22 protein-coding genes are annotated in these 25157 nt (G+C 63.7%); 7 read left to right on the top strand and 15 right to left on the bottom strand.

The features are described from left to right. Positions 1-3: 3 nt before the first annotated feature. The 14 genes from CAY53_RS01175 to CAY53_RS01110 form a co-directional block, all read right to left on the bottom strand. Positions 4-2649: a virulence factor SrfC family protein gene (locus tag CAY53_RS01175; RefSeq protein ID WP_219842693.1), complete on the bottom strand. Its 2646-nt coding sequence runs from the start codon at positions 2647-2649 to the stop codon at positions 4-6. A 38-nt stretch (positions 2650-2687) separates the two neighbouring features. Further along, a complete protein-coding gene (locus CAY53_RS01170; protein WP_104935586.1) occupies positions 2688-5783 on the bottom strand; it encodes a virulence factor SrfB in 3096 nt (1031 codons plus the stop codon). A gap of 3 nt (positions 5784-5786) precedes the next feature. Continuing rightward, positions 5787-7253: a hypothetical protein gene (locus CAY53_RS01165; protein ID WP_104935585.1), complete on the bottom strand. Its 1467-nt coding sequence runs from the start codon at positions 7251-7253 to the stop codon at positions 5787-5789. 66 nt (positions 7254-7319) lie between these two features. Beyond that, complete coding sequence (locus CAY53_RS01160) at positions 7320-8555, bottom strand: SrfA family protein (RefSeq protein WP_104935584.1); 1236 nt, start codon at positions 8553-8555, stop codon at positions 7320-7322. Then, entirely contained in the window at positions 8552-9556 is a 1005-nt protein-coding gene (locus CAY53_RS01155) for a S1C family serine protease (RefSeq protein ID WP_104935583.1), read from the bottom strand. Before CAY53_RS01155 ends, CAY53_RS01160 begins: the two co-directional genes overlap by 4 nt. Positions 9557-9639: 83 nt before the next feature. Further along, complete coding sequence (locus CAY53_RS01150; protein ID WP_104935582.1) at positions 9640-10521, bottom strand: glycine zipper domain-containing protein; 882 nt, start codon at positions 10519-10521, stop codon at positions 9640-9642. A gap of 542 nt (positions 10522-11063) precedes the next feature. Continuing rightward, entirely contained in the window at positions 11064-12359 is a 1296-nt protein-coding gene (locus CAY53_RS01145; RefSeq protein ID WP_017866634.1) for a dicarboxylate/amino acid:cation symporter, read from the bottom strand. Positions 12360-12493: 134 nt separating this feature from the next. Then, the gene (locus CAY53_RS01140) at positions 12494-12910 is read right to left on the bottom strand and encodes a F0F1 ATP synthase subunit epsilon (RefSeq protein ID WP_017866633.1); all 417 of its coding nucleotides are present in this window, start codon (positions 12908-12910) and stop codon (positions 12494-12496) included. A gap of 27 nt (positions 12911-12937) precedes the next feature. Continuing rightward, positions 12938-14356, bottom strand: coding sequence for a F0F1 ATP synthase subunit beta (gene atpD, locus CAY53_RS01135; RefSeq protein WP_104935581.1), 1419 nt, complete (start codon positions 14354-14356; stop codon positions 12938-12940). A gap of 46 nt (positions 14357-14402) precedes the next feature. After that, positions 14403-15302: an ATP synthase F1 subunit gamma gene (atpG, locus tag CAY53_RS01130; RefSeq protein ID WP_104935580.1), complete on the bottom strand. Its 900-nt coding sequence runs from the start codon at positions 15300-15302 to the stop codon at positions 14403-14405. A gap of 28 nt (positions 15303-15330) precedes the next feature. Next, positions 15331-16854 (bottom strand): F0F1 ATP synthase subunit alpha, encoded by a 1524-nt coding sequence (gene atpA, locus CAY53_RS01125; RefSeq protein ID WP_104935579.1) that lies wholly within the window; start codon positions 16852-16854, stop codon positions 15331-15333. 3 nt (positions 16855-16857) lie between these two features. Continuing rightward, positions 16858-17406: an ATP synthase F1 subunit delta gene (gene atpH, locus CAY53_RS01120; protein WP_104935578.1), complete on the bottom strand. Its 549-nt coding sequence runs from the start codon at positions 17404-17406 to the stop codon at positions 16858-16860. Next, complete coding sequence (gene atpF, locus CAY53_RS01115) at positions 17403-18089, bottom strand: F0F1 ATP synthase subunit B (protein ID WP_104935577.1); 687 nt, start codon at positions 18087-18089, stop codon at positions 17403-17405. The genes atpH and atpF overlap by 4 nt, the downstream gene beginning before the upstream one ends. Then, positions 18086-18517 (bottom strand): F0F1 ATP synthase subunit B, encoded by a 432-nt coding sequence (locus CAY53_RS01110; protein ID WP_104935576.1) that lies wholly within the window; start codon positions 18515-18517, stop codon positions 18086-18088. The genes atpF and CAY53_RS01110 overlap by 4 nt, the downstream gene beginning before the upstream one ends. A gap of 575 nt (positions 18518-19092) precedes the next feature. Here CAY53_RS01110 and CAY53_RS01105 point away from each other — a divergent pair. The 3 genes from CAY53_RS01105 to CAY53_RS01095 are packed head-to-tail and all read left to right on the top strand — an operon-like array spanning position 19093 to position 21261. Continuing rightward, positions 19093-19536: a transposase gene (locus CAY53_RS01105; RefSeq protein ID WP_104935575.1), complete on the top strand. Its 444-nt coding sequence runs from the start codon at positions 19093-19095 to the stop codon at positions 19534-19536. Then, positions 19533-19961, top strand: a complete 429-nt coding sequence (locus CAY53_RS01100) for a LexA family protein (protein WP_104935574.1) — start codon at positions 19533-19535, stop codon at positions 19959-19961. The genes CAY53_RS01105 and CAY53_RS01100 overlap by 4 nt, the downstream gene beginning before the upstream one ends. Further along, the gene (locus CAY53_RS01095; RefSeq protein ID WP_219842692.1) at positions 19942-21261 is read left to right on the top strand and encodes a Y-family DNA polymerase; all 1320 of its coding nucleotides are present in this window, start codon (positions 19942-19944) and stop codon (positions 21259-21261) included. Before CAY53_RS01100 ends, CAY53_RS01095 begins: the two co-directional genes overlap by 20 nt. Here the strand turns inward: CAY53_RS01095 and CAY53_RS01090 are convergent, their stop codons facing one another. Further along, positions 21262-21732 carry a GNAT family N-acetyltransferase gene (locus CAY53_RS01090; RefSeq protein WP_219842691.1) on the bottom strand — a complete coding sequence of 157 codons (471 nt, stop codon included), beginning with the start codon at positions 21730-21732 and terminating at the stop codon, positions 21262-21264. A gap of 35 nt (positions 21733-21767) precedes the next feature. On the opposite strand from CAY53_RS01090, the gene CAY53_RS01085 reads away from it, so the two are divergent. The 4 genes from CAY53_RS01085 (at position 21768) to CAY53_RS01070 (ending at position 24970) form a co-directional block, all read left to right on the top strand. Further along, positions 21768-22343, top strand: coding sequence for a hypothetical protein (locus CAY53_RS01085; protein WP_104935572.1), 576 nt, complete (start codon positions 21768-21770; stop codon positions 22341-22343). A 213-nt stretch (positions 22344-22556) separates the two neighbouring features. After that, positions 22557-23759: a sensor domain-containing diguanylate cyclase gene (locus CAY53_RS01080; protein WP_181040341.1), complete on the top strand. Its 1203-nt coding sequence runs from the start codon at positions 22557-22559 to the stop codon at positions 23757-23759. A gap of 137 nt (positions 23760-23896) precedes the next feature. After that, on the top strand, positions 23897-24496 hold the full coding sequence (locus CAY53_RS01075) for a cysteine hydrolase family protein (RefSeq protein ID WP_104935570.1): 600 nt from the start codon (positions 23897-23899) through the stop codon (positions 24494-24496). 210 nt (positions 24497-24706) lie between these two features. Beyond that, positions 24707-24970 (top strand): TIGR04076 family protein, encoded by a 264-nt coding sequence (locus CAY53_RS01070; protein ID WP_017865949.1) that lies wholly within the window; start codon positions 24707-24709, stop codon positions 24968-24970. Positions 24971-25157 lie beyond the last annotated feature (187 nt).

Genomic DNA, 25157 nt, shown 5'->3' with positions numbered 1-25157 from the left:
TTTTCAGGCTGCTCCCCGGCCGCTGTCCGCCAGTTGACGCAGGATGCCGCCCAGGGCCGCGTTTTCCTCGACGTTGATGGTCTGGTCGCCGTCGAAGTTCACGTTGTCCATGACCAGTTGGCGCAGGGCGTAGAGCCAGTCGCGGAACCACAGCGCCGTGTAGCCGCTGCGGCTTTCCGCAAGCTGTGGCCAGCCCTGAACGGGCGGCAGCGGCTGGAAAAGCGGCACATTGACCGACCCCTCCCGGGTTTGCACCACGATGCTGCGTTCGCTCTCCGTCCTGGTCAGGGGGTCAAAGCCCAGCCAGTTGACATAGCTGTTCAGGCAGTGGGCCGCGATGCTGGCCTGCTGGCGCACAATGCTCTCCTTTCTGGTGTTGGCGTAGGCCGCGGCTTTGCGGAACAGGGCGGCCATGTGCCGGCTCAGGCCCATGCGGGCCACGCCGGTCGCCAGCTCGCCCACCAGACCGGAGAAATCCTGCCCCGGCAGCATGAAGTACTTTTGCAGGGCCGGATCGTCCGCCAGCTCGTGCAGGCGGCCCACCCAACTGCTTTCGATATAGGAGGCGAAAAAGGCCGCTTCGTCCTGGCCCGGCCCGGGCGGGGCCGTGCTTTCCGCGGGTGCGGCCGGCGTTTCGGCCGATTCGAAGGGATTGTCGAGGAAATCGTCCGCGGGCGCGGCCGGCGCCTCCTCCGGCTGGCCCTCTTCCCGCAGGGCCAGAAAGCGGCGGAAGGCCTCGGGGTGCAGGTCGCAGATGTCCGCGTCGCTGACCGTAAAGCTGCGCAGCAGCAGCCCCAGCCGCTGCTGGCTTTTTTCCAGTTGGCCCAGCCGGGCAAAGAGCGTGTTCACGAACTGCTGCTTCTGCCGGCGCATTTCCTCCCGGTCGTCGGTCTGGTAAAAAGTCCTGAGCCTTTGATGCAGGGCATTCCGCGTCGTGGCGATGCTCTGCAGGAGCTGGGCCCGCTTGATTTCCGGGTTGCAGAGCGGACTCAGACTCTCCCGGATATGACTGATGCCGCCGTCGTTCAGCTTCATGGCCGCATCCCAGGCGAACCGGGGATTCCGGAAATGCGCGGCCACGAGCCTGCTGTGCATGAAGGCGTTTTCCAGCTCGTTCACATAGGCCTGCATCTGGGGCCGGATGCCTTTTTCCCGGCCAGCCTCGTCGTATTCCAGAATCGCGTCAAAGCGGAAATTCGGATTCCTGAGCAGAAACATGTTGTTGAAGGCATGGACGCCGTCCCATTCATGGGGCCAGTCGTGCTGCTTGCCGAAAAAGTCCAGCAGCGAGGCGTGCAGGCGGTTGTCCCAGCGGATTTCCACCGAAGGCGCGCCCTTTTTCTGCTCGAATTCCATGTCAAACTTGGTGAGTACGAAGAAGAGCGAGACCTGCCGGCCCGCGCGTTCCTCCGGCCGTTCGCCGTGGGTGCTGCAGATCCAGTCGTTGATGACGCCGGGCAGATCCTGCACCTCCTGGTTGCTGGGGCCGATGCAGAGCAGCATGCTGGTCAGCTCGCGTTCGGCGCAGTAGCGCTGGAAGAGGTAGGCCACCTTGCCGCGCAGGAACATTTCCCTGAGCAGCCCCGGTTTTTCCAGCTCGCGCCGCACGTCGTCGAACTTGTAGCGGGAGCGGTAGCCGGGGAAGTCCAGCAGGTCGGTGTGCTCGAAATAGGGCGCTGGCTGCTTGTCCATGACAATGCTGAGTTCGGCTGTGAGCGCCGTCACCACGGCCCGGGGCAGGCTCGCGTGCCGGCCGCCTGCGCTGACGATGTCGAGCGTCTCGTCGCTGCCGCCGCTTTCGCTTTCCAGATTGGCGAGGGTCGCCACGTCGATGATGCTGCCCTCTCTCGGGATGAGCGCGCCCAGGGGGGCAAAGGCCGTATCGCTGTGCCCCAGCGCTTCGAGCGCCTGCAAAAGGCGTCGCAGCAGAGCGGTGAAGGCCGTGGTCTCGTCCCAGATGAGGGCGTAGAGCAGAATGCGGTCCTCCAGCCCCAAGTGCGGGCCGATGGCGAGCGCCTGCTCCCAGAAGCTGCGCTCCAGTTCCTGCACCCGCGCCTTGGCCCGGAAGTCCCGGACCAGGTATTCGCGCAGATCTTCGAGCGCGTCCAGATCGATGGGGGAGTCCGTGGCCTTTTGGGTGCGGCCGGCCAGAGCGTCCAGGCTCGTTTTGATGTCGCTCTGCGGCTCTTCCTTGTGCTCGCAGTCGGCGAACCAGGTGTTGGCGATGATCTTGACGAGATCGGTTTCGCTCAGCAGCCGGATCTGCACGGGATGGCCTTCCGGCAGGCTCTCCGGCCGGGTCATGGTGAAGCGGGTCACCAGTCCGGTGGATTCCTTGCCGCCTTCCGGATTGATCTCGCTGATGAAGTCGTGCATCTCCGCGCCGAAGCGGGCCTGCAGGTTGCCCTCCGTGTCCCGTGCCAGGGCGGAGATGAGGTAGGATTTGCCGGCCTGACTGGGGCCGAACACGCCGGCGCACATCTTGCGGTCTGCGGCCCGGGCGCAGCGCCCGAACATGCGGCCCGCCCGCCGGAGTTCCTTCAAAAGCCCCTCCTGCTCGTTGCGCACCAGCTCGCTGTTGCGCGTCACCCAGGCGCCCGCGTCCCTGCAGGCGGCAGCCAGTTCCCGGGCATACTGTGAAAGCTCCATGTCGCGTACTCCTTGCATTTGTGCCTGGCCTGCGTTTTTCAGTCGGAGATGATGCCGGTGTCCAGCCAGAAGCCCTCGTCCCGGGGCAGGGTCTGGAGCCGGATCTCCAGCGCGTTGGTGGGAATGCTGTCGCCGTTTCTGTCCAGCACCTCTTCGATGAAGAACTCGCCCTCGTCCCGTTCCGCACGGTTCGGGTCCTGATGGCCGCTCTCGTCCAGCTCGGCCACGACAAGGGTCAGGGTGACCGTGAGGGGCAGGCGGGGCGCGTAGTCGCGCCGGGCGTTTTCATCCACGAATTCCAGCAGATAGAAGCGGGTCGTGGTCCAGCGTTCCACATCGAGCTGCCGGAAGCCCACGGCGATGGGGCCGCCGAAGGTAATCGTCCGGGTCTGTTCCCGGCCTTCCCGGCTGTTTACGTCCACCTCGAACCAGACCTTGGGCCGCTTGATCTGGCCGTTCAGCTCCATCTCGCCGATGAAGCGGGCCGTTGAGGTCAGGCTCAGCCTGGCCGGGTCAAAGGAAAAGCCCTCCAGTTGGCCTTCGGCCAGGGTGCAGAGGATGGCGCCCACCACCACCGTGGTTTTGGGGTCGGTCATGTGACCCAGGGCGTCCGAGAAGGGGTACCAGCCGCCCACCCGGTAGTCACCCATGGGGAAAATGCGGTCGGGCGGGACGGGCAGATGGGCGAAGACGCTGCCGATGATGCCCGGCCAGCGGCTGGGCCGGCCGGTGAGCAGCAGGGCGTCGCAGTCATAGCTGTGGATAACCTCGCAGAGATTGGCAAGCACCTCCTCCAGCGCGCTGCGCACCGTGTCGTTGACCCCCTTGGGGTCGATGCGGAGCGGCACGTCCAGCACATTGAAGAGCAGGTCGCCGCCATTGTCCTGCACGTACTGCTCCAGATAGCGGGTGGCCGCCCGATTGGGCGCGGGGTGCCGCGGGCAGGGCAGCTCGGGCGCCTGGGCCTCGCCCGCCATGGCCCCTTCGTCGCCGTTTTCGCCATTGGCCAGCGGGAACTGGAAGCAGTCGCGAATGCGACAGGTGATAATGCCGCTGCCGCTCTTCAGATCGGCCTGCTCGTAGAGCGCCAGGATGCAGAGCGCCACCGGCACCGCCACCTGCCGGATAAACTGGCCGCGCAGATTGCGGCTCTCCTGGGTGCGGTCCATGACCTCGCGGCCAAAGAGATTGGGCAGCGCCATGCCGGTGTTTTTGACGCCTGCCTGGGCCATGGCCTCGGCCAGCGCGCCCAGCACGTGCTTTTCCACCACGGCCCGGAGCACATCGTCGCCCGCCAGATTGAAGCCGTCATGAAATTCCGGATGCGCCGCCATGCGGGCCGTGGAACCGGCATCGCTCTGCAGCTCGAAGGTGGTGATGGACAGATCCGTGGTGCCGCCGCCGATGTCGATGGTGGCGACTCGGATGCAGGGATGCTCTCCGTATTCCGGCCGTGGCCGTCCCGCCAGCTGGCAGAAGAGGTGGGCGTCGCCCTGGAGCTTGCGGGTGATTTCGTTGTAGATGTAGACCAACTGCGTGCAGGTGGCCTCGTCCCAGTTGCAGCGCACCTGCGGGTTGCTGCGGTAATCGACCCGGAGGCCGCGCTGCGGCGCGCCCCTGCTGTCGCTGTAGTACTGCTCCCAGCCCAGCGCCTCCCAGAGCACATGCACGGCCCAGTGGGCCCAGCGGCGGTAGATGCGCTGTTCGGCCAGGGGCATGCCGGCCGGCACGGTGAAGATGAGCTGCCTGAGCCGGCGCGGCTGGTCGGAGAAATCGTGGCGTTCCCGCTGGCCCGGCGAGTTGATGGTCAGGAGCGCCTGCTGGATGAGTTCCACCAGGAGGAACATCATCAGGGACGAGCGGGTGAAGAGCGACTCGAAGGCGCTTTCCTTCTCCTGCTTGTTCAAAATCCGGTTGCGCAGAAAGAGCCTGTCCTGCATGCAGCAGAGCGGGGTGCCGCTGGAGTTGAGCTGCTGCGCCAGCAGCCCGCGGGTGACGTAGGGCTCCTCGCCCTGGCCCCGGGTATTGAAGCGCCAGCTCTGCTGCCAGTCGCGCTCGTCCCAGAGATAGCGCTTGGGGCTGGACATGCCGGTGCTGCCTTCCACGCAGAGCGACTGGGTGGACAGGCGACCGGCCTCGGGCCCGATGCGCACCGGAGAGGGCCAGACAAAGGCCGGGGTCCTGCGGCCGGAGCGGCGGCTCAGGGCGTCGTTGCCAAAGCTGATTTCCGAAAATTCGATGCGGGTTTCAAAGGGCTCGGTATAGACATGCTCCGGCTGATCCATGTCCCGAAGCTGCAGGAGATAGCTGTCGTTCAGGTTGGTGATGCTCTGGGCGCGGGTCTCGATCAGGATGCCCGTGGTGCGCGAGTTGCCGATGTCCAACACCAGGTCCACGTCAATGGGGTTGCGGTGCTCGGGGTTGATGACATAGACCCTGGTCCCTTGGATGCAGTGATCGAGCAGCTCCAGCACGGTGAGGTAACTCGCCAGGTGTTCCAGCTCCGGATCGCCTTCCTGCGGCCGGCGGCGGTTTTTTTTCTGCCAGGCGCTCCAGATTTCTTTCAGCCAGTCGTCCACCCAGGCTTCGTTCAGAAACCAGGCGTTGTCCCTTGGCTGCCAGGCCAGCCGGAACTGGGCATGGGCGCTCACGTCCTGCGGCGACAGGGCGCAGTAGCCCCCATCCCTGGGGCTCTCCACCTGCATGTCAAAGGCCAGCACGATGCGGAGCGTGTCCGGGGCGGAATCGCTCATCACCAGCCGGGCGCGGGCCCAGTTGCTGGGGCCGTACTCCACCCGGCAGACGTCGTCGTCTGCCCACCGCTGCTCCCGCTCCCGGAGAAAGGGCAGCGGAATCCACTGCCCAAGCCAGGGCGCAAGCGTTTTCCGGGCCTCGAGATCGTAGCCATTGCCCAGGGCCGGTCGGCCCTCGATGGCGTCCACCAGCCTTTCGTCCTTGGCCACAATGGGAAAGAGCCGCACCTTGGATGTGCCGTCCTCCGCCTGAGCCCTGCGCTCCTCGAAGTTGCGCCGCATCTTGGGGATCGCGTTCAGGTCGGCGGCAAAATCCAGCAGTTGGGGGCAGCCGCCGGGAATGAGGCTGATCCGCTCCTTGTACTTGGGCATGGTGAACATGCTTTACCTCCCGCAGGCGCGCACGCGGACAAAGGGAATCCTGTAGGCCTGGCGGCCCCCCTGGGCGTCGCGGAACACCCAGGAGCAGGGTGTGCTCTGGCCTTCGCCGTGGCAGAGCATTTCGGCCTGACCCCAGTTGACGCCGTCGTCGCAGTAGCCCTTTTGTGAAGTGACGGACAGCACGCCGTTTTTGTTCAGATTGGCGCGGGTCGCGCCGATGCAGCTGCGCCCGCCTGCCGGGTCGATGATCCGGCGCTTGCCGGTCTGACCGCCGGGGCCAAAGCAGAAGCATTCCTCGACGGTGCGCTTGGAGTAGTACTCCGGCCGCGTGCCCTGCCAACAGCCTTCCAGAAAGTCGAGATTGCCCGTTTTCACGGCCTCCGGCGGAATGCGCAGGGGCTCGCCGATTTTGGGCCTGGCGTTTTTCCGCTCTGCTTTGCCCCGCTCTGCCCCGGCCTTTTCCGCCCCGGCCGGCTCCGGCTGCGCGGGCGCCTTTTCCGTTTTGCCTTTTTCGGCCTTTGTCTGCGCCGGCTCCTCCCTGGCCCTTTCCGCTTTGGCCTTTTCGATGTGGCCTTTGGCCTCCTTTTGCCCGGCTTCGGACGGCACCGCCTTTTTTCGCGTGTCCTCAAGCTTTGCCGCCTCTTTTTCTTCACCTGGCTGGGCCGGCCTTTCCGCTGGCTGCGCGCTTCCGTCTGCCTTGACCTCTTCGGGCGCTGCCTCGCCGTTGTCTTTGGGCGGCATCCTGGTCAGGGGAATGAGCTCCCGCAGATACACGCCCTTGCCTCTGGCGCTGCCTTCGGCCCGCCCGGCCTCTGCCGGCGGCAGCACGGTGGTCCTTTCTTCCTGCCGCGTCTTCTCCTCCCTGTCGGACTGCCTGCGCTCCTCCGTGATCCCCTTCTGCTGTTCTTCCGATTGCCTGGCCTCCGGGTTCTGCGTCTCCGGCCCCGCCTGTTCAGGCACTATAATCCTGGTTTCTTCCCGAAGCGATGCCTTGTCCTTTTCGGAATTCGTGCTTTCCCTGGTGATCCGCTCCTTTTCCCCGTTCCCTCCTTGGGCAGGCCCCTCCTGAGGCTGCGCCGCGTTCTGCCGGCGATCTTCCGGCACTATGATGGTTTCTTTCCGTTCCGTGTCCGTGCGGCGCTCGCTTTCGGAAGTGCTTTTGCTTTCAAGCACGCGTTCCGAACTCCGGCCCGGCTGCGCCTGAGCGGCGTCTGCCTCTGCGGCTTTCGGGGCCTTGCTGCCGGAGCCGGGCACAGGGATGGTGGTCTCGTCCACCGTGCCGGATTCGCTTTCGCTCTGACTGTCTTCCGTGGTCCGCTGGCCGGAATGGGGCTCTGTATTGCTGTTTGTATTCCGCTCGGGCGCATTGCCCCAGCCCGAAACACCCAGGCCGGTGCCCGGGAGCAGGAAGATCAGGGCCAGCGCGCAGAGCAGCGTCAGCGCCCTTTTGTGCGTACAGTGTATGTGCATACTTTCCTCGTTTGCAGTTCCCTGCTTTTGTCCGCGTCTGCTGGGCAGGGCGGCAGTTTCAAGCCATCAACCGCCCAGCCTGAAGAAGCGGGCCTCCCAGTGATTGCCCTGCTCCTCGTTGAGGCCGGAGCACTGGGCGCTTTGGCCTTCGTTTTTACAGTCGATTTTCTGACTGGAGAACAGGCTGCCGTCCGTGCAGCGCTGCGGGTCTACGGCAATATGCAGGCCCGCATCCCCCAGTGTGGCCCGGACCGGGCCGGTGCAGCGGTTGCCATTCTGTTCCTGGACAATGGCCTGGCCTTCGCCCTTTTCGTCAAAGCGGAATTCAATCACCAGGGGCTCGTTGTTTCCCAGGTTGACCAGCCCGGTTTCACAGCGCCAGGCGCCCTGCAGAAACGATATCCCGGCCGATTTTTCGGGGATGCGCATGGCTTCGCCCGCCGGCTCGGCCGGAGTCTCTTCCCGGCAGCCTGCCACGTGTTTCTGGAGCCGCTCTTTCAGGCCGGAAATTTCGTCCTCCAGCGCCCGGTTCCGGTCGCGCAGCATCCCGAGTTCTGGCGGCATCCGGCTTTTGAGCCTGTACAGGGTCAGGCCGGAGCGGGCGGGCTGCTCGTCGATGCCCACGCAGAGCAGAAAGAGCAGGACGAGCAGAAGCAGCAGGGCCAGGAGCCACCAGAGGCAGCCAGCACCCGGAAAGGGCGCAAGGCGGCCGCGCGGTTCTGGCTCCTGCTCCGTCCTGGGGAGAGGCGGGGCGGGGCCTTCGGCCGGAAGCGGCTCTTCCCGCTCTGCCGCTGCGACGGCCATCAAGGGTGCCTTCTGGATGTTGCGGCTCAGCCGGCTCAGGTCCTGGGCTTCTGCACCCGGGGTTCCCGGCCCGTGGCCCCAGCAGGTGAAGACCGGCTGATCGCCCACCACGAAGATCCTCTCCTCGCCCGGGTAGTGCAGCGCCAGCCTGAGGATTTCGCCCCGGGTCTGTTTGGCGCTGTCCGGCGACTGTCTGAGCTCGTCGGCATAACGCCGGATCTCTGCGGCCATCTGCGCGAGTGTGTCCCGCAGCCGGTCTTGCGCCGCTTCCGGCAGCGCGTCCAGGCGCTGCACCGCGCCCTGCACCGGCGTGTACCAGTCGATGCTGTTGTCGGCGCTGTTGGGCATGGGCTCCGCAAAGAGGAGCACATAGTCGTCGCCCAGTTTTTTGCGCAGCATGTCGCGGAGCTGCGGGTAGCAGGACGCCACCATGATGCCCTGACAGGCCAGGGCGTGCATGGAACTCTTGGGTGTCGAGGTGATCAGGGTTCCGTTCATCGCTGGCCTCCGGCGCCTGCGCTTTGCCGGCCGCTGGGGGCGGCAATGCCGCGTTCCCGGAGGAAGCGCAGCAGGTCGTCGCCCGCCAGGGCGATGGAGGCCTGCCGATAGCTCCCGTCGTCCAGAGTGATCATGGTGTTGATGCCGACGATTTCGCCTTTGGCGTTGACCAGAGGCCCACCGCTGTTGCCCGGCGAAAGGGGCGCGGAGTGGACGATCAGGGGCGGCTCGCGCTCCAGAACGGCGCTGATGACGCCTTCCGTGTAGGACAGTTCGGGTACGGCGTCGATGTGACCGCTGAAGAAGCGGGCATAGGCCGGGTCGTTCTGGCCGATGATGTGGGGAAAGCCCCAGGCGCCGACCTTGTCGGTACGGCGGAATCCGGGGGCGAAATGCAGGGGCCTGATGCTTTTGCCCTTGGGCATCTTGACCTTGAGAATGGCATAGTCCCTGTCCTTCTGCCCCAGGGCCACGGTTTCCGCCATGCTCGGCTGGCCCAGCGATTTGCTGGTGACCAGGATTTTACCGTTTGCGCCGGCCACCACGTGCTTGTTGGTGGCGACATAGCCCGGTGCGACAAAAAAACCGGAACCGGTGTTGGCAGCGCCCTGCCGGCCCAGGCTGACAATGAAGACGCAGGCCTGCTCGACCATGGTCGTGCCGCTGGCTTCGGGGCTGTCGTCGGGCTGAGCCGTGGGCGCTGCCACTGCGGGCAGCCCGGCCGGCGCCGGGCTCGTGGCGGCATGGCGGCCTTCCAGCCGGGCCCTGGCCTTGCAGGCGGGCTCCTGCAGCAGCATTTCCAGCCGCTGTTTTTCGGCCTTAAGCTGCCCGGCCAGGGTTTTTTCCGCCTGCAGCAGGACGGCCGTGCTTCCTGATGCAGATGAATGCCAGCTTTTCCAGAGCTCAAGGCCAAAGTAGGCGATCGCCGCCAGCAGGCCCAGAATGAGCAGCAGCGGGACGAGCAAGGCAAAGGAGCGGGGAGCGGGTGAGGCGGTGGACATGGGCGACTCCGGGCGGGGAAAGGCAAATCGGCCCCGCAGATCCCTGCGGGGGCTCTGGTCGGACAGGCAGCGGTGCGGGCGGCTCAGGCGTCGATGTCGGCCAGCATACGCTCCAGCTCTCTGGCTTCGGCCTGGTTGCGGCGCTGGGCAGCCACTCGGTCTTCGGTGATTCTGTTGACCTTCTGGCTCAGGGCTGCCTGCTTCTTTTTGGCGTTGGCCAGGGTGCGTTGCGCGTGCGTCCTGGGGCCGGTGTCGGTGCGCCGGGACTGTTTGGGCGTGGACCTGTTGAGCTGGCTTTGCCTCGGGGCAGATGCCAGTTCCTCCTCTCGACCGTGTGGGAGGCCCAACTGGCGTTCTTCCTCGTAAAAGGCCTGCTGATACTGGCGATCCAGCTCGTGGCCATGGGTTTCCGCCTGGCCCAGAAGGGCAATGGCCTCTTCGCGGCCCGAGCGGATTTCGGAATACATCTGCCGTGCCTGTGCGGGCGGAACGCGCCGGATTCTGATGTCCTCGAGCAGCCCCGCAAACTGGCGGTCATAGCACTGCAGGGAGGCGCGTGCCGAGCCGCTGACAATGTCCAGATTCGAGATGTCGCCTTCCAGGGTCTCCAGGTAGCTGGCCATGCGGCGGTTTTCATCGGCGATCTGCTGCTTCTGCGCATAGATGTTGCCCGCCATGCCGCCGGCCACGCCGCCCAATGCCGCCCCGGCCAATGCCCCCTGGCCCCGGTGCCTGCGGTCGGAGCCGGCCACGCCGAGCGCGGCGCCAAGCAGCGCGCCGACAAGGGCGGTGCCGGCGGTGACTCTGGCCACGTTGTGTTCGGAGCGCCGCAGATCGTAAATGGGCCGGTAGCAGGATGGATAGTAGCGAACGATGGTGCGCTGGCTGCCGTATTGGCCGGCGCAGCAGGAGAGACTCAGCGTGAGCAGGGGCGCGATGATGGTGCAGGAAAATATGTGGCGCATGGTTGTCTCCAAAGGAAATGGATCGTATACGGGACAGGAAAAGCCATCCGGTACGCCTTCGTTATAGCAAGTTCGCCGGGAACTGACAAGCGGGAGCGCTGCTGGTGCTGGGGCGGAAGGTGCGGGTGCGCCACCCGTGTGCGTACGGTGCCGCTCCAGAAAGCCTTGCAGCGCCTGCGCTGTCCGGGGCAGGTGACAGGTGGGAGGAATGGCTCAGGGGACAGGCGGCAGAGGCTGCACAGGAGCGGGGGCCGGGGCTGGAATGACGCAGAGCATAATCACAGCAGCAGGAAGGTCAATATGGGTCGCTGCAAATAGAAGGGCCCGGCCTCCCGGGCATGGTGGAGAACAGGCGCCAAAAACGGTAGGAACCGGGCGCTGCAAGGCGGAGCAGAGGGGCCTTTTCTGCTTGCTCCGGGGAGCACGGCGGAGCTGCCGGCTTGGATGAGGAGGGGCCACAGCGTGCCGGACCAGGGCGAAATTGAAAAAAGGGCAGCCCCTTGCGCGGCTGCCCTGCAGACAGAAATGCCCACCCGCTGTGCCTATTCCATCCCGGGCATTGCCGCGAGCGGGAGTTTGCCGCGCAAATCGTGGTCCGTCATGGCGGCGACCGAGGAATCCGACCACACGTTCACGCCGGTCTCTATCATGTCGATGATGGCGTAGATGGGCAGAATCACGCCCATCAGGTCAACCGGCACGTTCATGGACGACATGAGGGAGAGGGTGAGGAAATAGCAGCCCATGGGCACGCCGGCGTTGCCGATGGCTGCCAGTACGGCCACAAAGAGCCACACGCACATGGTGCCTGCCGTGATGTGGATGCCCGCATTCTGCATCAAAAAAAGCGAGGTGACCAGGATGAAGGCCGCGCAGCCGTTCATGTTGATGGTGGTGCAGATGGGCAGCACAAAGCGGGTCACCCGGCGGTCAAGGTGCAGGTTGTCCTCCGCCGAGGCCATGGTGACCGGCAGGGTGCCGGCCGAGCTCTTGGAGAAGAAGGCGACTGCCAGAGCCGGCGACATGCCGCGGAAGACGGTGATCGGGTTGAGGTGGCGGGCCAGCAGGAAGAGCGGGATGATCACGAAGAATTGCAGCAGGTTGCTGCCAATGACCACGGCCACGTACTGCCCCAGCGCGCCCACGATGACGCCCGCCCTGATTTCCGCCACCAACTGGGCGGTGAAGGCCAGAATGCCGACGGGCAGGATGGTGAGCAGGGCCCGGATAAGGAAGAAGAGCAGCTCCTGCAGGCCAGCGATGACCCGGACGAGGGTCTCCCGGTTTTCGGTGCGGGGCATGAAGGCCAGCGCCAGACCGGCAGCCGAGGCGATCAGCAGGACCGAGAGCACGTTGCCGCTCACAAAGGGCTGCAGGATGTTGTTGGGGATGACCGACAGCAGGTGCTCATAGTAGGAAAGCCGGCCCAGCTTTTCCGGGATGGTCGAGCCGCCTGTGGCCGGCACATTTTCCGGCGCGATCAGGATGAAGAGGCTCAGCGCGACCAGGGCGGCGGCAAAGGTGGTGCTCAGGGTGTACAGTATCGCGTGGCCGAAGATGCGGCCGGTCTCCCTGCGTGCACCGAGGGTGGCCAGTGTGGTTATCACGGCCAGGGCGATGACCGGCACCGCCACAAACTGAAACAGCCGGGTGAAAACCGTGGCGATGAATGTGAACAGCTCGTCCAGTTGGGCAATGTGCAGATTGCCCAGCACAGCGCCGATGACCATGGCGCCAAACCATGCGACAACGGTCAGAGCCTGGCGGCGCCTGGCGCTTTCATCCAGAGAATGGCGGGCCGCCTCCTGCACCCGGGTGGCGCCCTCGTGTTCGTCCATGTCGCTTACCTAGAGTTGAATGGTCTGTCTCAGCGAGCAAAAGGGTTCAAGGGGCAGGGAAGCGCTGCCCCGGGGCAGGACGCTTCCCTGTGTGGAAATCAGCAAAGCCGAACCCGAAACGCCAGGCCCGCTGCTTACAGCTTCGCGCGCTGGGCGGTCTGGAGGCGAGCCAGGGCCCGGTGCAGGGCGGCTTCGGCGCGGATACGGTTGACCTCCGCATCGCCCTGCACTGCCTGGGCAATGCGACGCTCGGCCCGTTCCTTGGCCTTGAGCGCGCGCTCCACATCGATGGCTGTGCCGAACTCCGCGCTTTCCACCAGGAAGGTGGCCCGGTTGCAGGACACTTCCACAAAGCCGCCGCTGACCATGAGATATTTGGTATCCCGATCCTTGCGGTACGACAGCGTGCCCGGTTTGATGGTCGTCAGATAGGGGGCGTGATTGGCCAGAACACCGAACTCACCACCGGAGCCTGGCGCAGTCACCACATCCACGTCTTCACTGACGACCGGGCCCGTGGGCGTTACTATTTCAAGATGAATTTGCGCCATGTCATCCTCGTTGTTCAGGGGAGCCGATCAGGCAGCCGCCCGCTTTGCCGCCTTTTCCACCGCCTCGTCAATGGAGCCGACCATATAGAATGCGGATTCCGGCAGATCGTCGTGCTTGCCTTCCAGGATTTCCTTGAAGCCGCGCACGGTCTCGGCAATTGTGCAGAACTTGCCGGGGAAGCCGGTAAAGACCTCGGCCACATGGAAGGGCTGGGACAGGAAGCGCTGGATCTTGCGGGCCCTGGCCACCGTGATCTGGTCCTCCTCGGAAAGCTCGTCCAGACCGAGGATGGCGATGATGTCCTGCAGTTCCTTGTACTTCTGCAGGGTGACCTGCACGCCGCGGGCCGTGTTGTAGTGTTCGGCGCCGACCACATTCGGATCAAGAATGCGGGAGGTGGAGTCCAGGGGATCCACGGCCGGATAGATGCCCAGCTCGGCGATCTGACGGGAGAGCACCACGGTGCCGTCCAGGTGGGCGAAGGTGGTGGCCGGGGCCGGGTCGGTCAGGTCGTCGGCAGGGACGTAAACGCACTGCACGGCGGTGATGGAGCCCTTGCTGGTGGAGGTGATGCGCTCCTGCAGGGCGCCCATGTCCGTGGCCAGGGTCGGTTGATAGCCAACGGCGGACGGCATGCGGCCCAGCAGGGCGGAGACCTCGGAGCCCGCCTGGGTGAAGCGGAAGATGTTGTCGATGAAGAGCAGTACGTCCTGGCCCTCCACATCGCGGAAGTATTCCGCTTCGGTCAGACCGGTCAGGGCCACGCGGGAACGGGCTCCCGGCGGTTCGGTCATCTGGCCGTACACCAGGGCGGCCTTGGGCAGAACGCCCGACTCCTTCATTTCGTGGTACAGGTCGTTGCCCTCACGGGTCCGCTCGCCCACGCCGCAGAAAACGGAAATACCGCCGTGATGCATGGCGATGTTGTTGACCATCTCCATCATGATAACGGTCTTGCCGACGCCGGCGCCGCCGAAGAGGCCCATCTTGCCGCCGCGCGGGAAGGGGATCAGCAGGTCAATGACCTTGATGCCGGTTTCCAGCACGTTGACCTCGGTGTTCTGGTCGGTGAATTCCGGGGCTGGCCGGTGGATCGGCATTTTGTCCTTTGCATTGACCGGGCCCAGGCCGTCCACCGGGCGGCCGACCACGTTGAGGATGCGGCCCAGGGCATCCTTGCCCACCGGAACGGAAATGGGCGCGCCCGAATCCCTGGCCTGCATGCCGCGAACCAGACCGTCGGTCTGATCCATGGCAATGGTGCGCACGACGTTGTCCCCCAGATGCTGGGCGACTTCGCACACCAGATTGTCCGGCTGATCGTTGATGGCCGGGTTCGTGATGAAAAGCGCGTTCATGATTTCAGGCAGATCGCCCGGCTCGAATTCCACATCCACAACCGGGCCAATGACCTGTATAACCTTGCCTGTTCTTGCCTCGTCCATCTGGATGGTCTCCTCTGTTCTTCCAAAAAAAGGTTGTTCCCTTTAATTACCCTTTCAGCGCCTCGGCGCCGCCGACGATATCGATCAGTTCGTTGGTGACTGCCGCCTGGCGGGCCTTGTTGTAGAGCCGGGTCAGATCCTTGATCATATCCTTGCAGGCCTTGGTGGCGTTGTCCATGGCGGTCATGCGCGCGGCCTGCTCGCTGGCGCCGACCTCGAGCATGGCGTGATACACCTGCACATTCAGAAAGAGGGGCAGGAGATCGTTCATGATGGCGCCGGCATCGGGCTCGAAGGTGTAGACACCGTTTGGCCCCGCAGCAGGGGGCTGGACCCTGTCGTCTCCGGCCTGCCTGCCCTGGACCGGCTCGATCGGCAGCATCTGCTCGATTTCCGGTTTCTGGACAGCCATGGAGAAATACTTGCCATAGATGAGATCCACCCGGTCGCATTCGCCGGCCAAAAAAGCCCTGGTGAGCACCTGGGCAATATCGCGGGCGTTGAACATCAGGAAAGAGCCCATGATGTCGTTGAATTCTTCCCGCAACAAACCGGTCTTGCGGAAGTAGCGGCTCGCCTTTTTGCCGACCGCCACCACGCTGACCTTTTTCCCCTCGCCTTCGTACTGCCTGCGCAGCCGGTCGGCCGCGCGGAGGATATTCGAGTTGAAGCTGCCGGCAAGACCGCGGTCCGAGGTGATGACGACCAGTGCCACGGTCTTGACCTCGCGCTGTTCCATCAGGGGCAGAACCCCCGTTTCGCTCTCGCCGCCCCCGGACAACTCCTGCATGACGTCGGTGAATTTCGCCGTGTAGGGGCGAAAGTCTTCCATCCGCTTCTGGGCGCTGCGAAGCTTCGCCGAGGCCACCATGTACATGGTTTTGGTTATCTGGGCGGTTTTGCCGATGCCTTTTATTTTGTTTTTGACATCCTTGAGTCCAGGCATGAGCTGTATCCTCAGTTCAGGTTCAGGCTCAGTTCAGCCCTTTGGTCGCCTTGAAGGTCTCGCCAAAGGTGGCGAGCACCTGCTTCATCTTCTCTTCCAGTTCGGGCGAAATCTTCTGCTGCTCACGCAGCTCCTCGAAAATGAAGGGCGCGTTGGACTCGATGTAGTTGTACAGGTCCTGCTCGTAATCGCGCAGGGTGTTGATCGGCAGTTTGTCGAGGAAGCCCTTGGTGCCGGCAAAGATGATGGTGACCTGCTTTTCCATGGGCAGCGGCTGATACTGCGGCTGCTTCAGAATTTCAACCAGCCGCTCGCCCCGGGTCAACTGGGCCTGGGTCGCGGCATCCAGGTCGGAACCGAAGCTGGCAAAGGCCGCCAGCTCGCGATACTGCGCCAGATCGAGGCGGAGCGTGCCGGCCACCTGTTTCATGGCCTTGACCTGGGCCGCGCCGCCAACGCGGGAGACGGACAGACCGACATTGATGGCCGGGCGGACGCCGGCGAAGAACAGGCCCGGCTCCAGATACACCTGACCATCGGTAATGGAAATGACGTTGGTCGGGATGAAGGCCGAGACGTCGCCGGCCTGGGTTTCAATGATGGGCAGGGCGGTCAGGGAGCCGGCGCCCAGCTCGTCGTTCAGTTTGGCCGCGCGTTCCAGCAGGCGGGAGTGGTTGAAGAAAATATCGCCCGGGTAGGCCTCGCGTCCCGGCGGACGGCGGAGCAGCAGGGAAACCTCACGGTAGGAAACGGCCTGCTTGGAGAGGTCATCGTAGATGATCAGCGCGTGCTGGCCGTTGTCGCGGAAGTACTCGCCCATGGCGCAGCCGGCAAAGGCGGAAACGTACTGCATGGGCGCGGGGTCGGAGGCGCAGGCCGCAACCACCGTGGTGTAGTCCATGGCCCCGTGCTTGCGCAGGGCCTCGACCACCAGGGCAACGGTGCTCTGCTTCTGGCCGATAGCGACGTAGATGCAGTGCACGTCCGTGTTCTTCTGCGCGATAATGGCATCGACACAGAGCGCCGTCTTGCCGATCTGGCGGTCACCGATGACCAGCTCGCGCTGGCCGCGGCCGACCGGGGTCATGGCGTCGACCGCCTTGGCCCCGGTATAGCAGGGCTCGTGTACGCTCTTCCTGGCAATAACGCCGGGGGCCAACACCTCGATTTTACGGGTTTGCGCAGCCTTGATCGGCCCCTTGCCGTCAATGGGCTGGCCAATGCCGTCAACAACGCGCCCTTCCATTTCAGGACCAACAGGAACCTCGGCAATGCGCCCGGTGCGCTTGACGACATCGCCTTCCTTGATGTCGCGTACGCTGCCCAGAATGGCGCAACCGACGTTGTCCTCTTCCAGGTTCAGAGCAAGACCGTAGATGTTGCCCGGAAATTCGAGCAATTCCATGGCCTGGCAGTTCTCGACGCCGTACACGCGTGCAATGCCATCACCAACAGACAGAACGGTGCCAGTTTCCTTCAGGTCGACATCCTTGGTATAGCCAGCTATCTGATCCTTGATGATCTGGCTGATCTCTTCGGCTTTGATCTGCATTGGTTATTCTCTCCCCTTGATAGATTCCTTGAGTCCGTTGAGTTGAGTCTTAATACTGCCATCCAGCACCAAGTCCCCGACCTTGGCCACAATCCCGCCGATCAGGGCAGGATCGACCTCGGTTTCCAAAAGGACTCTGGTGCCTGTGAGTTTTTCCAGGGTCGCCTGGGTTTTGGCGAGCAGCTCGTCGCCCAGAGGGACGGCGGAGATGACCAGACCGTGGCTGATATTCTGGGCCCGATCCGCCAGGATGCGCATTTCGTCGGCAATGTCCGGCAGGATGGCCGCCCGGTTCTTCTCCAGCAGAAGCTTCAGAAAGCCGCCCAGCATCTGATCGGCCTGCACCGTTTCGGCAATCCTGCCCATAACCTGACGCCTTGCATCCAGCGGATACAGCGGATTGACCAGCGCGTCCCGGATTCCGGCGCTTTCGTCATGGTACAGGGCCGCAATGGCGCTCAGTTTTTCACTGTACTCCTCGACCTTCTCCTCCTGCTTGCCCAGGGAAAACAGCGCCTTGGCATAGCGGCGAGCCAATATCGTGCTTTTCACAGTGCTGCCCCCACTCGTTCGAGATACTGTTCGGCAATGGTATTCTGATCGGCCTCGCTCAGATTGTTTCTGAGCAGCTCTTCAGCCATTTTGGCTGCCGCTTCGGCGACGTCTTCACGCAGGCTGCGCTTGGCGCTCTCGATTTCGCCCTGTACCGCTGCCTGGGCCTGATGCCTGATGTCCTCCGCCATCTGTTCGGCTTCGGCCAGAATGCGGGCCTTTTCGGTCTGAGCCTGCGCCATGGCCTGCTCGATCACCCGCTCCATGTCTTTTTCCATGCCAGCGAGTTTGGTGGAGAATTCCCTGTAGGCCTTTTCCGCCTCATCCCTCTTGGTGGTGAGATCGTCGAGTTCGTGGGCGATGCGCTCCCGGCGCTCGTTCATATATTTGACCGTGGGCCCGCCCAGAAATTTGACCAAAATGATGAGCAGGGCGATGAAGTTGACCGTCCGCCAGAAGAAATCCTTCAGCTTGGCCCAGCTCAGGGGATTGCTGTGGGCCTTGGCGTGCTTCACGGTTGCGGCTTTCGCGGGCGCCGCGGCAGGGGCCGCGGTTTCTGCGGCCGTGACCCGCTGCCCGCCGGCTGCCAGGGCAGTGCAGGGCATTGCAAAAAACGGCGGAATGGCTGCCAGCAGCAAAACCAGCGTTAGCTGCCGCAGCATGCTTGTCAGCGAGGCATTCATGCGTTCAGACTCCTTCCCAGTATCTTTTCGGTCATAGCCCGTGCGAAATCGGCGGTCTTGTCTTGCAGTGCCTTGCGGGCGTTTTCGGCTTCCTGATGAGCAATTTCCAGAGCTTTCTTCTTGTCTTCGTCCGCGGCGGCGCGTTTTTCGGCCAGGGTTTTGGCAGTCATGGCCTGGGCCTGGGCCTTGGCCTCATCCAAAGCCTTTTTGGCCCTGGCGCTGGCCTCGCGAATCTTGCTGTCCAGGGCGTTTTGCTGGGCTGCGGCATCGCTTTCAAACCTGGCCACCTCTTCTTCCAGGGCGCCCAGCCGTTGGGTCCGTTTCGCCATGATGCCAAGGACAGGCTTGTAGAGTACCGCGTTGAGTACCACCATCAGCACGATGATGTTGATGATGTGAATCAGGAGGGTAATGTCGATCGTGATCATGCTCACTCCGTCTTGGTACGAGTTATACGCCGCCGGCCGCTGCGCAAACGCAGGGCAGGGAAAAATACCAAAGGGATAACTAATGGAAAAAAATATCCCTGTCAAACGAATAAAAAATTAAATGGCATGCAAAGAAACTGGGCAATTTTCACGGGCCCATGAGCCGGGCAGGCATCGAGCAGGCACAGGGGCGGCTCTGGTTCCCAAAAGCCGCCGCCAAGGCGGCAGCAAAACCCATTGGGATATCCGGGGATATTCCTGGAGACCATGCGAAGAAACAGCGGGCCAAGGTGGCCAGGTGATGATCGATGCGACCTACCTCAAGGCGCATCGTACCGCCGCCAGTTTGCTTGAAAAAGGGCTCTTTCCCGCTGCATCGGACGCACAACGGGCGGGCTGAACTCCAAAACCATGCGCCTTGCGACGCTCACGGCAGGCCCTGGCCATGAGGCGCACGGCAGGCCGGATGAGCGACTACCGAGGAGCTGTCCTGCTTATCAGCCCGTTGAAAAAGTCTCCAGACAAGGCATAATGGAACCCAGGCGATCAAACTGTGTCGAGGAGGGGAGGCGTCCATGAGTCCTGGCCGGAGGCAGGAACAGCAGAAGAGCATGTGGCTTTCGTACGATCAACTGCCCCAGAGTCGGGGGCAGGTCTTGTACCAGCGGCTGCAAGAGCTCCTGCATGAGGAAGAATTTGACAGCTTCCCCGAAAAGCTGTGCGCTCCATGCTCCGCCGAAAAATCCGGCCGCAGGTCCATCCCGCCGGGCCGCTCTTTCCGCATGCTCTTGATCGGCTGTTTTGGGGCATCGACTTTGAGTGCGGCATCCGCCGCCACAGCTCGCGGTGTCCTGTCCCTGCTGGAATTCTTGGGCCTTGCCCCCGGTGAAACCGTGCCCGATCACTTCTCCCTGTGCCGTATCCGGGGCGCGGGGAGGCGGCTTGCGCCTGTGCACTGCCAGCGCGGTCGCTGGCAGGCTGATTGCCTGCACCGCCGCTGCCGGGCACTCAGACCATGAAAACGAATGCCATCCCATCCGCCGCGGAGCCGGAAAATCCGTCCGGCCAGCCGCTTTTTCTCTCTCCGGTACAGGCCGGTTTTCCCACGCCCGCAGCGGATGATGTGGAACGAAGCCTGAATCTGCACGAACATCTGGTGCGCAACCCGGCCGCCACCTTTTTTCTGAAGGCGAGCGGCCATTCCATGGTGGAGGCCGGCATCCACGACGGCGACCTGCTGGTGGTGGACCGTTCGCTCGAAGCGGGCAACAGACGCATCGTCATCGCCTCCCTTGACGGCGAACTGACCGTGAAGCGGCTGGAGCTGCGGCAGGGCCGGGTCTGGCTCGTGCCCGCCAATCCGGACTATCCGGCCCTGGACATCACCGGGCAGGACACGGTACAGATCTGGGGCGTGGTCACCCATGTCATCCATCAGCTCTGACAGCCCCCGCCTGAAGGGCGCCAGACCAGAGCCAATGCTGTGGGCTCTGGTGGACTGCAACAACTTCTTCGTGTCCTGCGAGCTGGTTTTCCGGCCCGACCTGAAGGGCCGGCCGGTGGTGGTGCTGTCCAGCAACGACGGTTGCATCGTGGCCCGTTCACCCGAGGCCAAGGCCCTGGGCATCGGGATGGGCGTTCCGGAATTTCGGGTGCGGCCCATCCTGCGGGCCAACCGGGTGCAGGTCTTTTCCTCCAACTATGCCCTTTACGCCGATATGTCGGCACGGGTCATGGCCACGCTGGCCGGCCTGTGCCCGGAGATCTGCCAGTATTCGATTGACGAGGCCTTTATTCCGCTCAGTGGCGCTCTGGCCAAAGACGCCTTTGCCGTGGCCCAGACCCTGCGCCGCACGGTGCTGAAGTGGACCGGCATCACGGTGTCGGTCGGCGTGGCCCCGACCAGAACGCTGGCCAAGGCTGCCAATCACATGGCCAAGCAAGGGCTGGGCGTGGTGGTGCTGGACAGGGCGGCCGATCTGTCTGCCCTGCTGGAGCGCCTGCCGGTGGGCGAGGTCTGGGGCATCGGCCGCAGGCTGGCCGCGAAACTGGCCTTTCTGGGCGTAAGCAATGCACGGGTCTTTGCCAGCCAAAGCGACGAGTGGATCCAGCGGCACTGCACCATAGGCGGCCTGCGCACGGCCCGGGAGCTGCGCGGCATGCCGGCGCTTGCCGGGGAGCACGCGCCCACGCCCCGGCATACGCTGGTGGTTTCGCGATCCTTTGGCGAGCAGGTGCGGGATCTGCCCCCGCTTGCCCAGGCTGTGGCCACCTTCACCGCCAGGGCGGCGGAACGGCTCAGAAAGGCGGGCCTGGCGGCCGGCGGCGTTGGTGTGCATATCCGCAGCTCCCTGTATACAGGCGCGGCCTACAATGCCTCGGGCCAGAAGCGCCTGTCCGAGGCCACGAACGATACCGGCCGGTTGCAAGAGGCGGCGCTTTCGGTTCTGCGGACCCTGTATCGGCGGGGTCCGGCCTACGCCAAGGCCGGGGTCCTGCTCTTTGAACTGACCGATGCCGCCCGGGGCCAGTACGCACTTTTTCCCGAGCAGAGCGAAGCGAGCACAGCCCAGCGGGCGGCGCTCATGCAGGCCATGGACGCGATCAACCGGAAAATGGGCCGGGAGACGCTGCGCCTTGGCGCTGCCGGGCCTAAAGATGCGGGCTGGCATGTACGGCAGGATCGGGTCTCGCCCCGGGCCACCACGGAATGGGATGAACTGCCAAAGGCCTTTTGCCGGTGATTATTTCCTGACTTTCTTCATCTCCCGGTAGGGCAGCGGATCGTAGCCGCAGCGGCGGTAGAGCCGGGCGGCGCCGGCATTTTCAGCTTCGAGCTCCAGCCTGAAGATACGGATCTCGGGATACCGCTCCTCGATGAAGCGGAAAAAGGCCCGGCCCAGGCCATGGCCGCGAAACTCCGGCTGCACGTACAGGTCTTCAATCCACAGGCAGGGGCCGCCGTATTCGGTCGAAAAGGCGGGCGCCACCATGCCATAGCCCAGCAGCCGGTTCGCCGCGGCAAAGACATAGCCGGACAGGAGCGGCGAATCGCTGAGACAAAAGGCCAGATCGCGCCGGAAAATGTCTTCCGTGCCGTTGCTCAGCACGGCCGGGGAGGCATAAAAGACCCGCATCATGGCGAGCACCTCGCCTTCGTCTTTCGCCTGCATGGCCCTGATGATATATTCGGGCACTGTCGTCTCGCTGGTCATCGTCAAACCATCACAAACATTTTTCCGGGGAAAACATGCTGCCTGAACACATTCTGCACAGACCGGAGCATGCGGCCATTGCCGAAAAGGCCGCCCTCTGGTGCGCCTACATGGAAGAAAATCTGGACTTCAGTCTGAGGCACAGCCGGATTCACGGCCGGCCCCACTGCGCCCGGGTGCTGCTCTTGGCGCTCGGCATCGCGCACCGGACAGGCTACGAAGACGTGGAGGATGCCCTGGCCCATGCCGCCATTTTCCACGACACCCGCCGCCGCGACGAAGGCCGCGACCAGGGCCATGGCGCCCGTGCGGCCTACTACTATATCTCCTTCTGCAGGGAGCGTGGCCTGCCCTACTCCCAGCGGGCGGCCAGCATCATGACCTGGCACGACCAGAGCGACGCTGAAGGCCTTGACGCCATTGTCCGGCAGGCGGGCGGTCACCGGGCAGCCAAAGGGTGGCTGGAGGCCTATCGCATCTTCAAGGACGCGGACGCGCTGGACCGGGTGCGACTGGGCGAGGCAGGCCTGAACGTGCGCATGCTGCGCACCGAGGCGGCACGCGGCATGGTGGACCTGGCCCGGCAGCTTTTCAGCGCCTTCCAGCCCTGAACAGAAAAACCCGCCAAAGGTATCGCGAGGTTCCCGGGAAAAACCGGATTCCTTGGAGCCTGCCTTGAAATGGGGCTTTCTATAGCGTAAATTGGTGGTGCTGGCAATATCCAGCACTTTTCCACCGATTCCTCCGCAGCGCGATGCGGCAGAGCAACGTGAACATCGGGACAAATGGCTGCACAACTGGCTTCCATGCAGGGGAAAAAAATCATGAGATCTGGCCACGGGGAGCCCCCGCTGGGCTGCTTCCTCGGGCGTCTGACCCAACTGTGGCGCCGGATATGCGGCAGAGCGGAAAATGCCGACCACGGCGGGCCTAGGCCGCCGGCCCGATTGCCCGGGCCGGAGCATCCCGTGCCCGAGGTTCCGGAAGCTGCCGTTTCCAGGGCTGCAGCGGACATGGCCGACAGCGATCAGGCGCTCGTCAATCGGGCCAGAATAGTTGCCGCCATCGATGCGACAGACCAGGCAGGCAACATGGAGGCCGAAATCAGGCGCCTGCGCAAACTGCTGTCCTTTTACGAATCGCTGGTGGACGAACTGCCCACACCCATTTTTGCCAAAACGATCAAGTCGCGTTTTTGCCTGTGCAACAAGTCCTATGAGCAGTTTTTTGGCGTCCAGCGGGAAAACCTGCTGGGCCGGACGCTCAAGGACACCAAGCACATGAACGCCGAGGAACGGGAGCGCTATCAGGAGGAAGACGTCGTCATCATCCGCGAGGGCCACACCCGGCATTACGAGACCGAATACGACACCCCCCGGGGCAAGCGGCAGGCCATGTACTGGAGCAAGGGCTTCGGCGACCGGGCGCTGGGCACCTGGGCCCAGGTGGGCATGATTGTGGACATTTCCGAGCAGGTGGCCCTGAAGCGGAATCTCGCGGCCAAGGTGGAAGAACTGTGGCGCGTGCAGCAGAAACTGCGCTACCTGAGTCGCTCGGACGCGCTGACCGGCCTGGCCAACCGGCGCCCCTTTGCGGAATATCTGACCCTGGGCATGGATCTGGCGCGGCGCAAGCAGATTCCCATGTGCATGCTCATGGCCGACATCGACCACTTCAAAAACATCAACGATACCTACGGCCACGACACGGGCGACATGATTTTACGCGCCATTGCCGGCATGCTGCGCAGCTCCTGCCGCTCCAAGGATCTGGCCGCCCGGATTGGCGGCGAGGAATTTGTCATTCTGCTCGCAGCGACCAGGCTGGAAGACGCCTTTCTGGTCGCCAGGCGCATCCGTGCCAATATCGGCGACACGCCGCTCTTGCCGGACGGCGGCCATGCCACGATCAGCATCGGTGTGGCCCAATACCGGGCCAACGAGACGGCCAAGGATTTCATCAAACGCGTGGATGCGGCCATGTACCGGGCCAAGGCAGCGGGCCGCAATCAGGTCTGCCGTGGCTGATGCCCCGCCTGCCACAGCCCTTTTTGTTCCGGGACAGCGGTGAGGGCGTGGTCAAAAGGTTCAGGGGCCTCTGGTCGCTGTTGAGAAGGTATCTATGGGTATAGGCCAGCACCGCCAGGCTCGAACAGGAGCAGGACATGACCGCAGACAGCAAAAAAGCCCTCATTGTCATTGACATGCAAAACGGCTTTATCAAGGCCGCATCGCCCCTGTGCATCCGCATGGCAGAAGCCACGGTTCCGGCGTGCAGCCGGGTGATTCGGGAGGCGCACCGGCAGGGGCTTTTGGTGGCCTATGTCACCCGCCTGTACCGCGAGGACGGCACGGATGTGGAACTGCCGCGCAAGGCCCTGTGGGAGCAGGGCCGACCCATTACCCGCTCGGCCAGGGGCGAGCTCTCTGCCGCGTATCCAGCCGAATTTGAATGCCTGCCCCTCGATTATCATATCGTGAAGCCGCGCTTCTCCGCCTTTTTCCAGACCAGCCTGGATCTGATTTTGCGGCGAAACGGCATTGCCCGGCTGTATCTCATCGGCACCACCACGCCAAACTGCATCCGGACCACCTGCTACGACGCCATTTCGCTGGACTATCAGGTGACGCTCATAGAGGATTGCTGCTCGGCCAGCACGCCCGAGATTCAGGCCGCAAACCTTGCGGATATGCGTAACATCGGCGCTGCGATCATGAGCTCGGCCGCGTTCTGCGCGGCGGGCGAAGCAAAGGGGCTGGCCTAAGAGCACGGCGGCCGGCGAACAACATGGCGCCCTGACTTTCCGGGAGAACCGGAGTGCCCGGAGCCGCCGGCCGCGCGTGCCGGCTGGATGCCGATGTGCCCTGCATACGGACGGGGCAGGCTGCAGCCGGCATCCGCCCCTTTGGGACAAGGTCCTGAAAAAGGAGCGGCAGCTCTGCGGTTTTTGCGCAACCTATCTGCAGGAGGAACTGTGAGCAGGAGGCCCAAGATCAGAATCACGCTCATCGAGCGAAAGGGTGCTCTGCCCTGCCATCACGGCCACAGGGTGGGCGATAGCTGGGACTTTGATACCGAGCGGGGCAGCCTCTGCCCCATGGCCTTTCATGTGGCCTTTGTCTATGCCGACATTCTCCGCTACGGCGGCGCCATTCCGGGGCAGCCGCCGGGCACGGCCCGATTCGCCTGCCCGGATGTGGACACGCTGAACGTGTTTCTGCTGGAACTCTGCCCGTAAGTGCCGCTTCGGCCCTTGCCAAGGCACAGCCCGCAGCGGGTTGAACGCCCGCCAGGGCGCACAAAAGCGGCAGCGCCGCTCGTTCCTTGACGGGCGGTGCGGTGATGAGAAGACTCATGGCCACGCCCAGGGGAATAGCTGCCGTGGTGCAGCCCGGAAAAGGCAGGATGCCGGAGCCTGGGCCCAA

This window comes from Desulfobulbus oralis, assembly GCF_002952055.1.
Taxonomy (GTDB): Bacteria; Desulfobacterota; Desulfobulbia; order Desulfobulbales; family Desulfobulbaceae; genus Desulfobulbus; species Desulfobulbus oralis.
The sequence above is the reverse complement of the archived record's forward strand: the minus strand, read 5'-3'. Positions and strand labels throughout refer to the sequence as shown.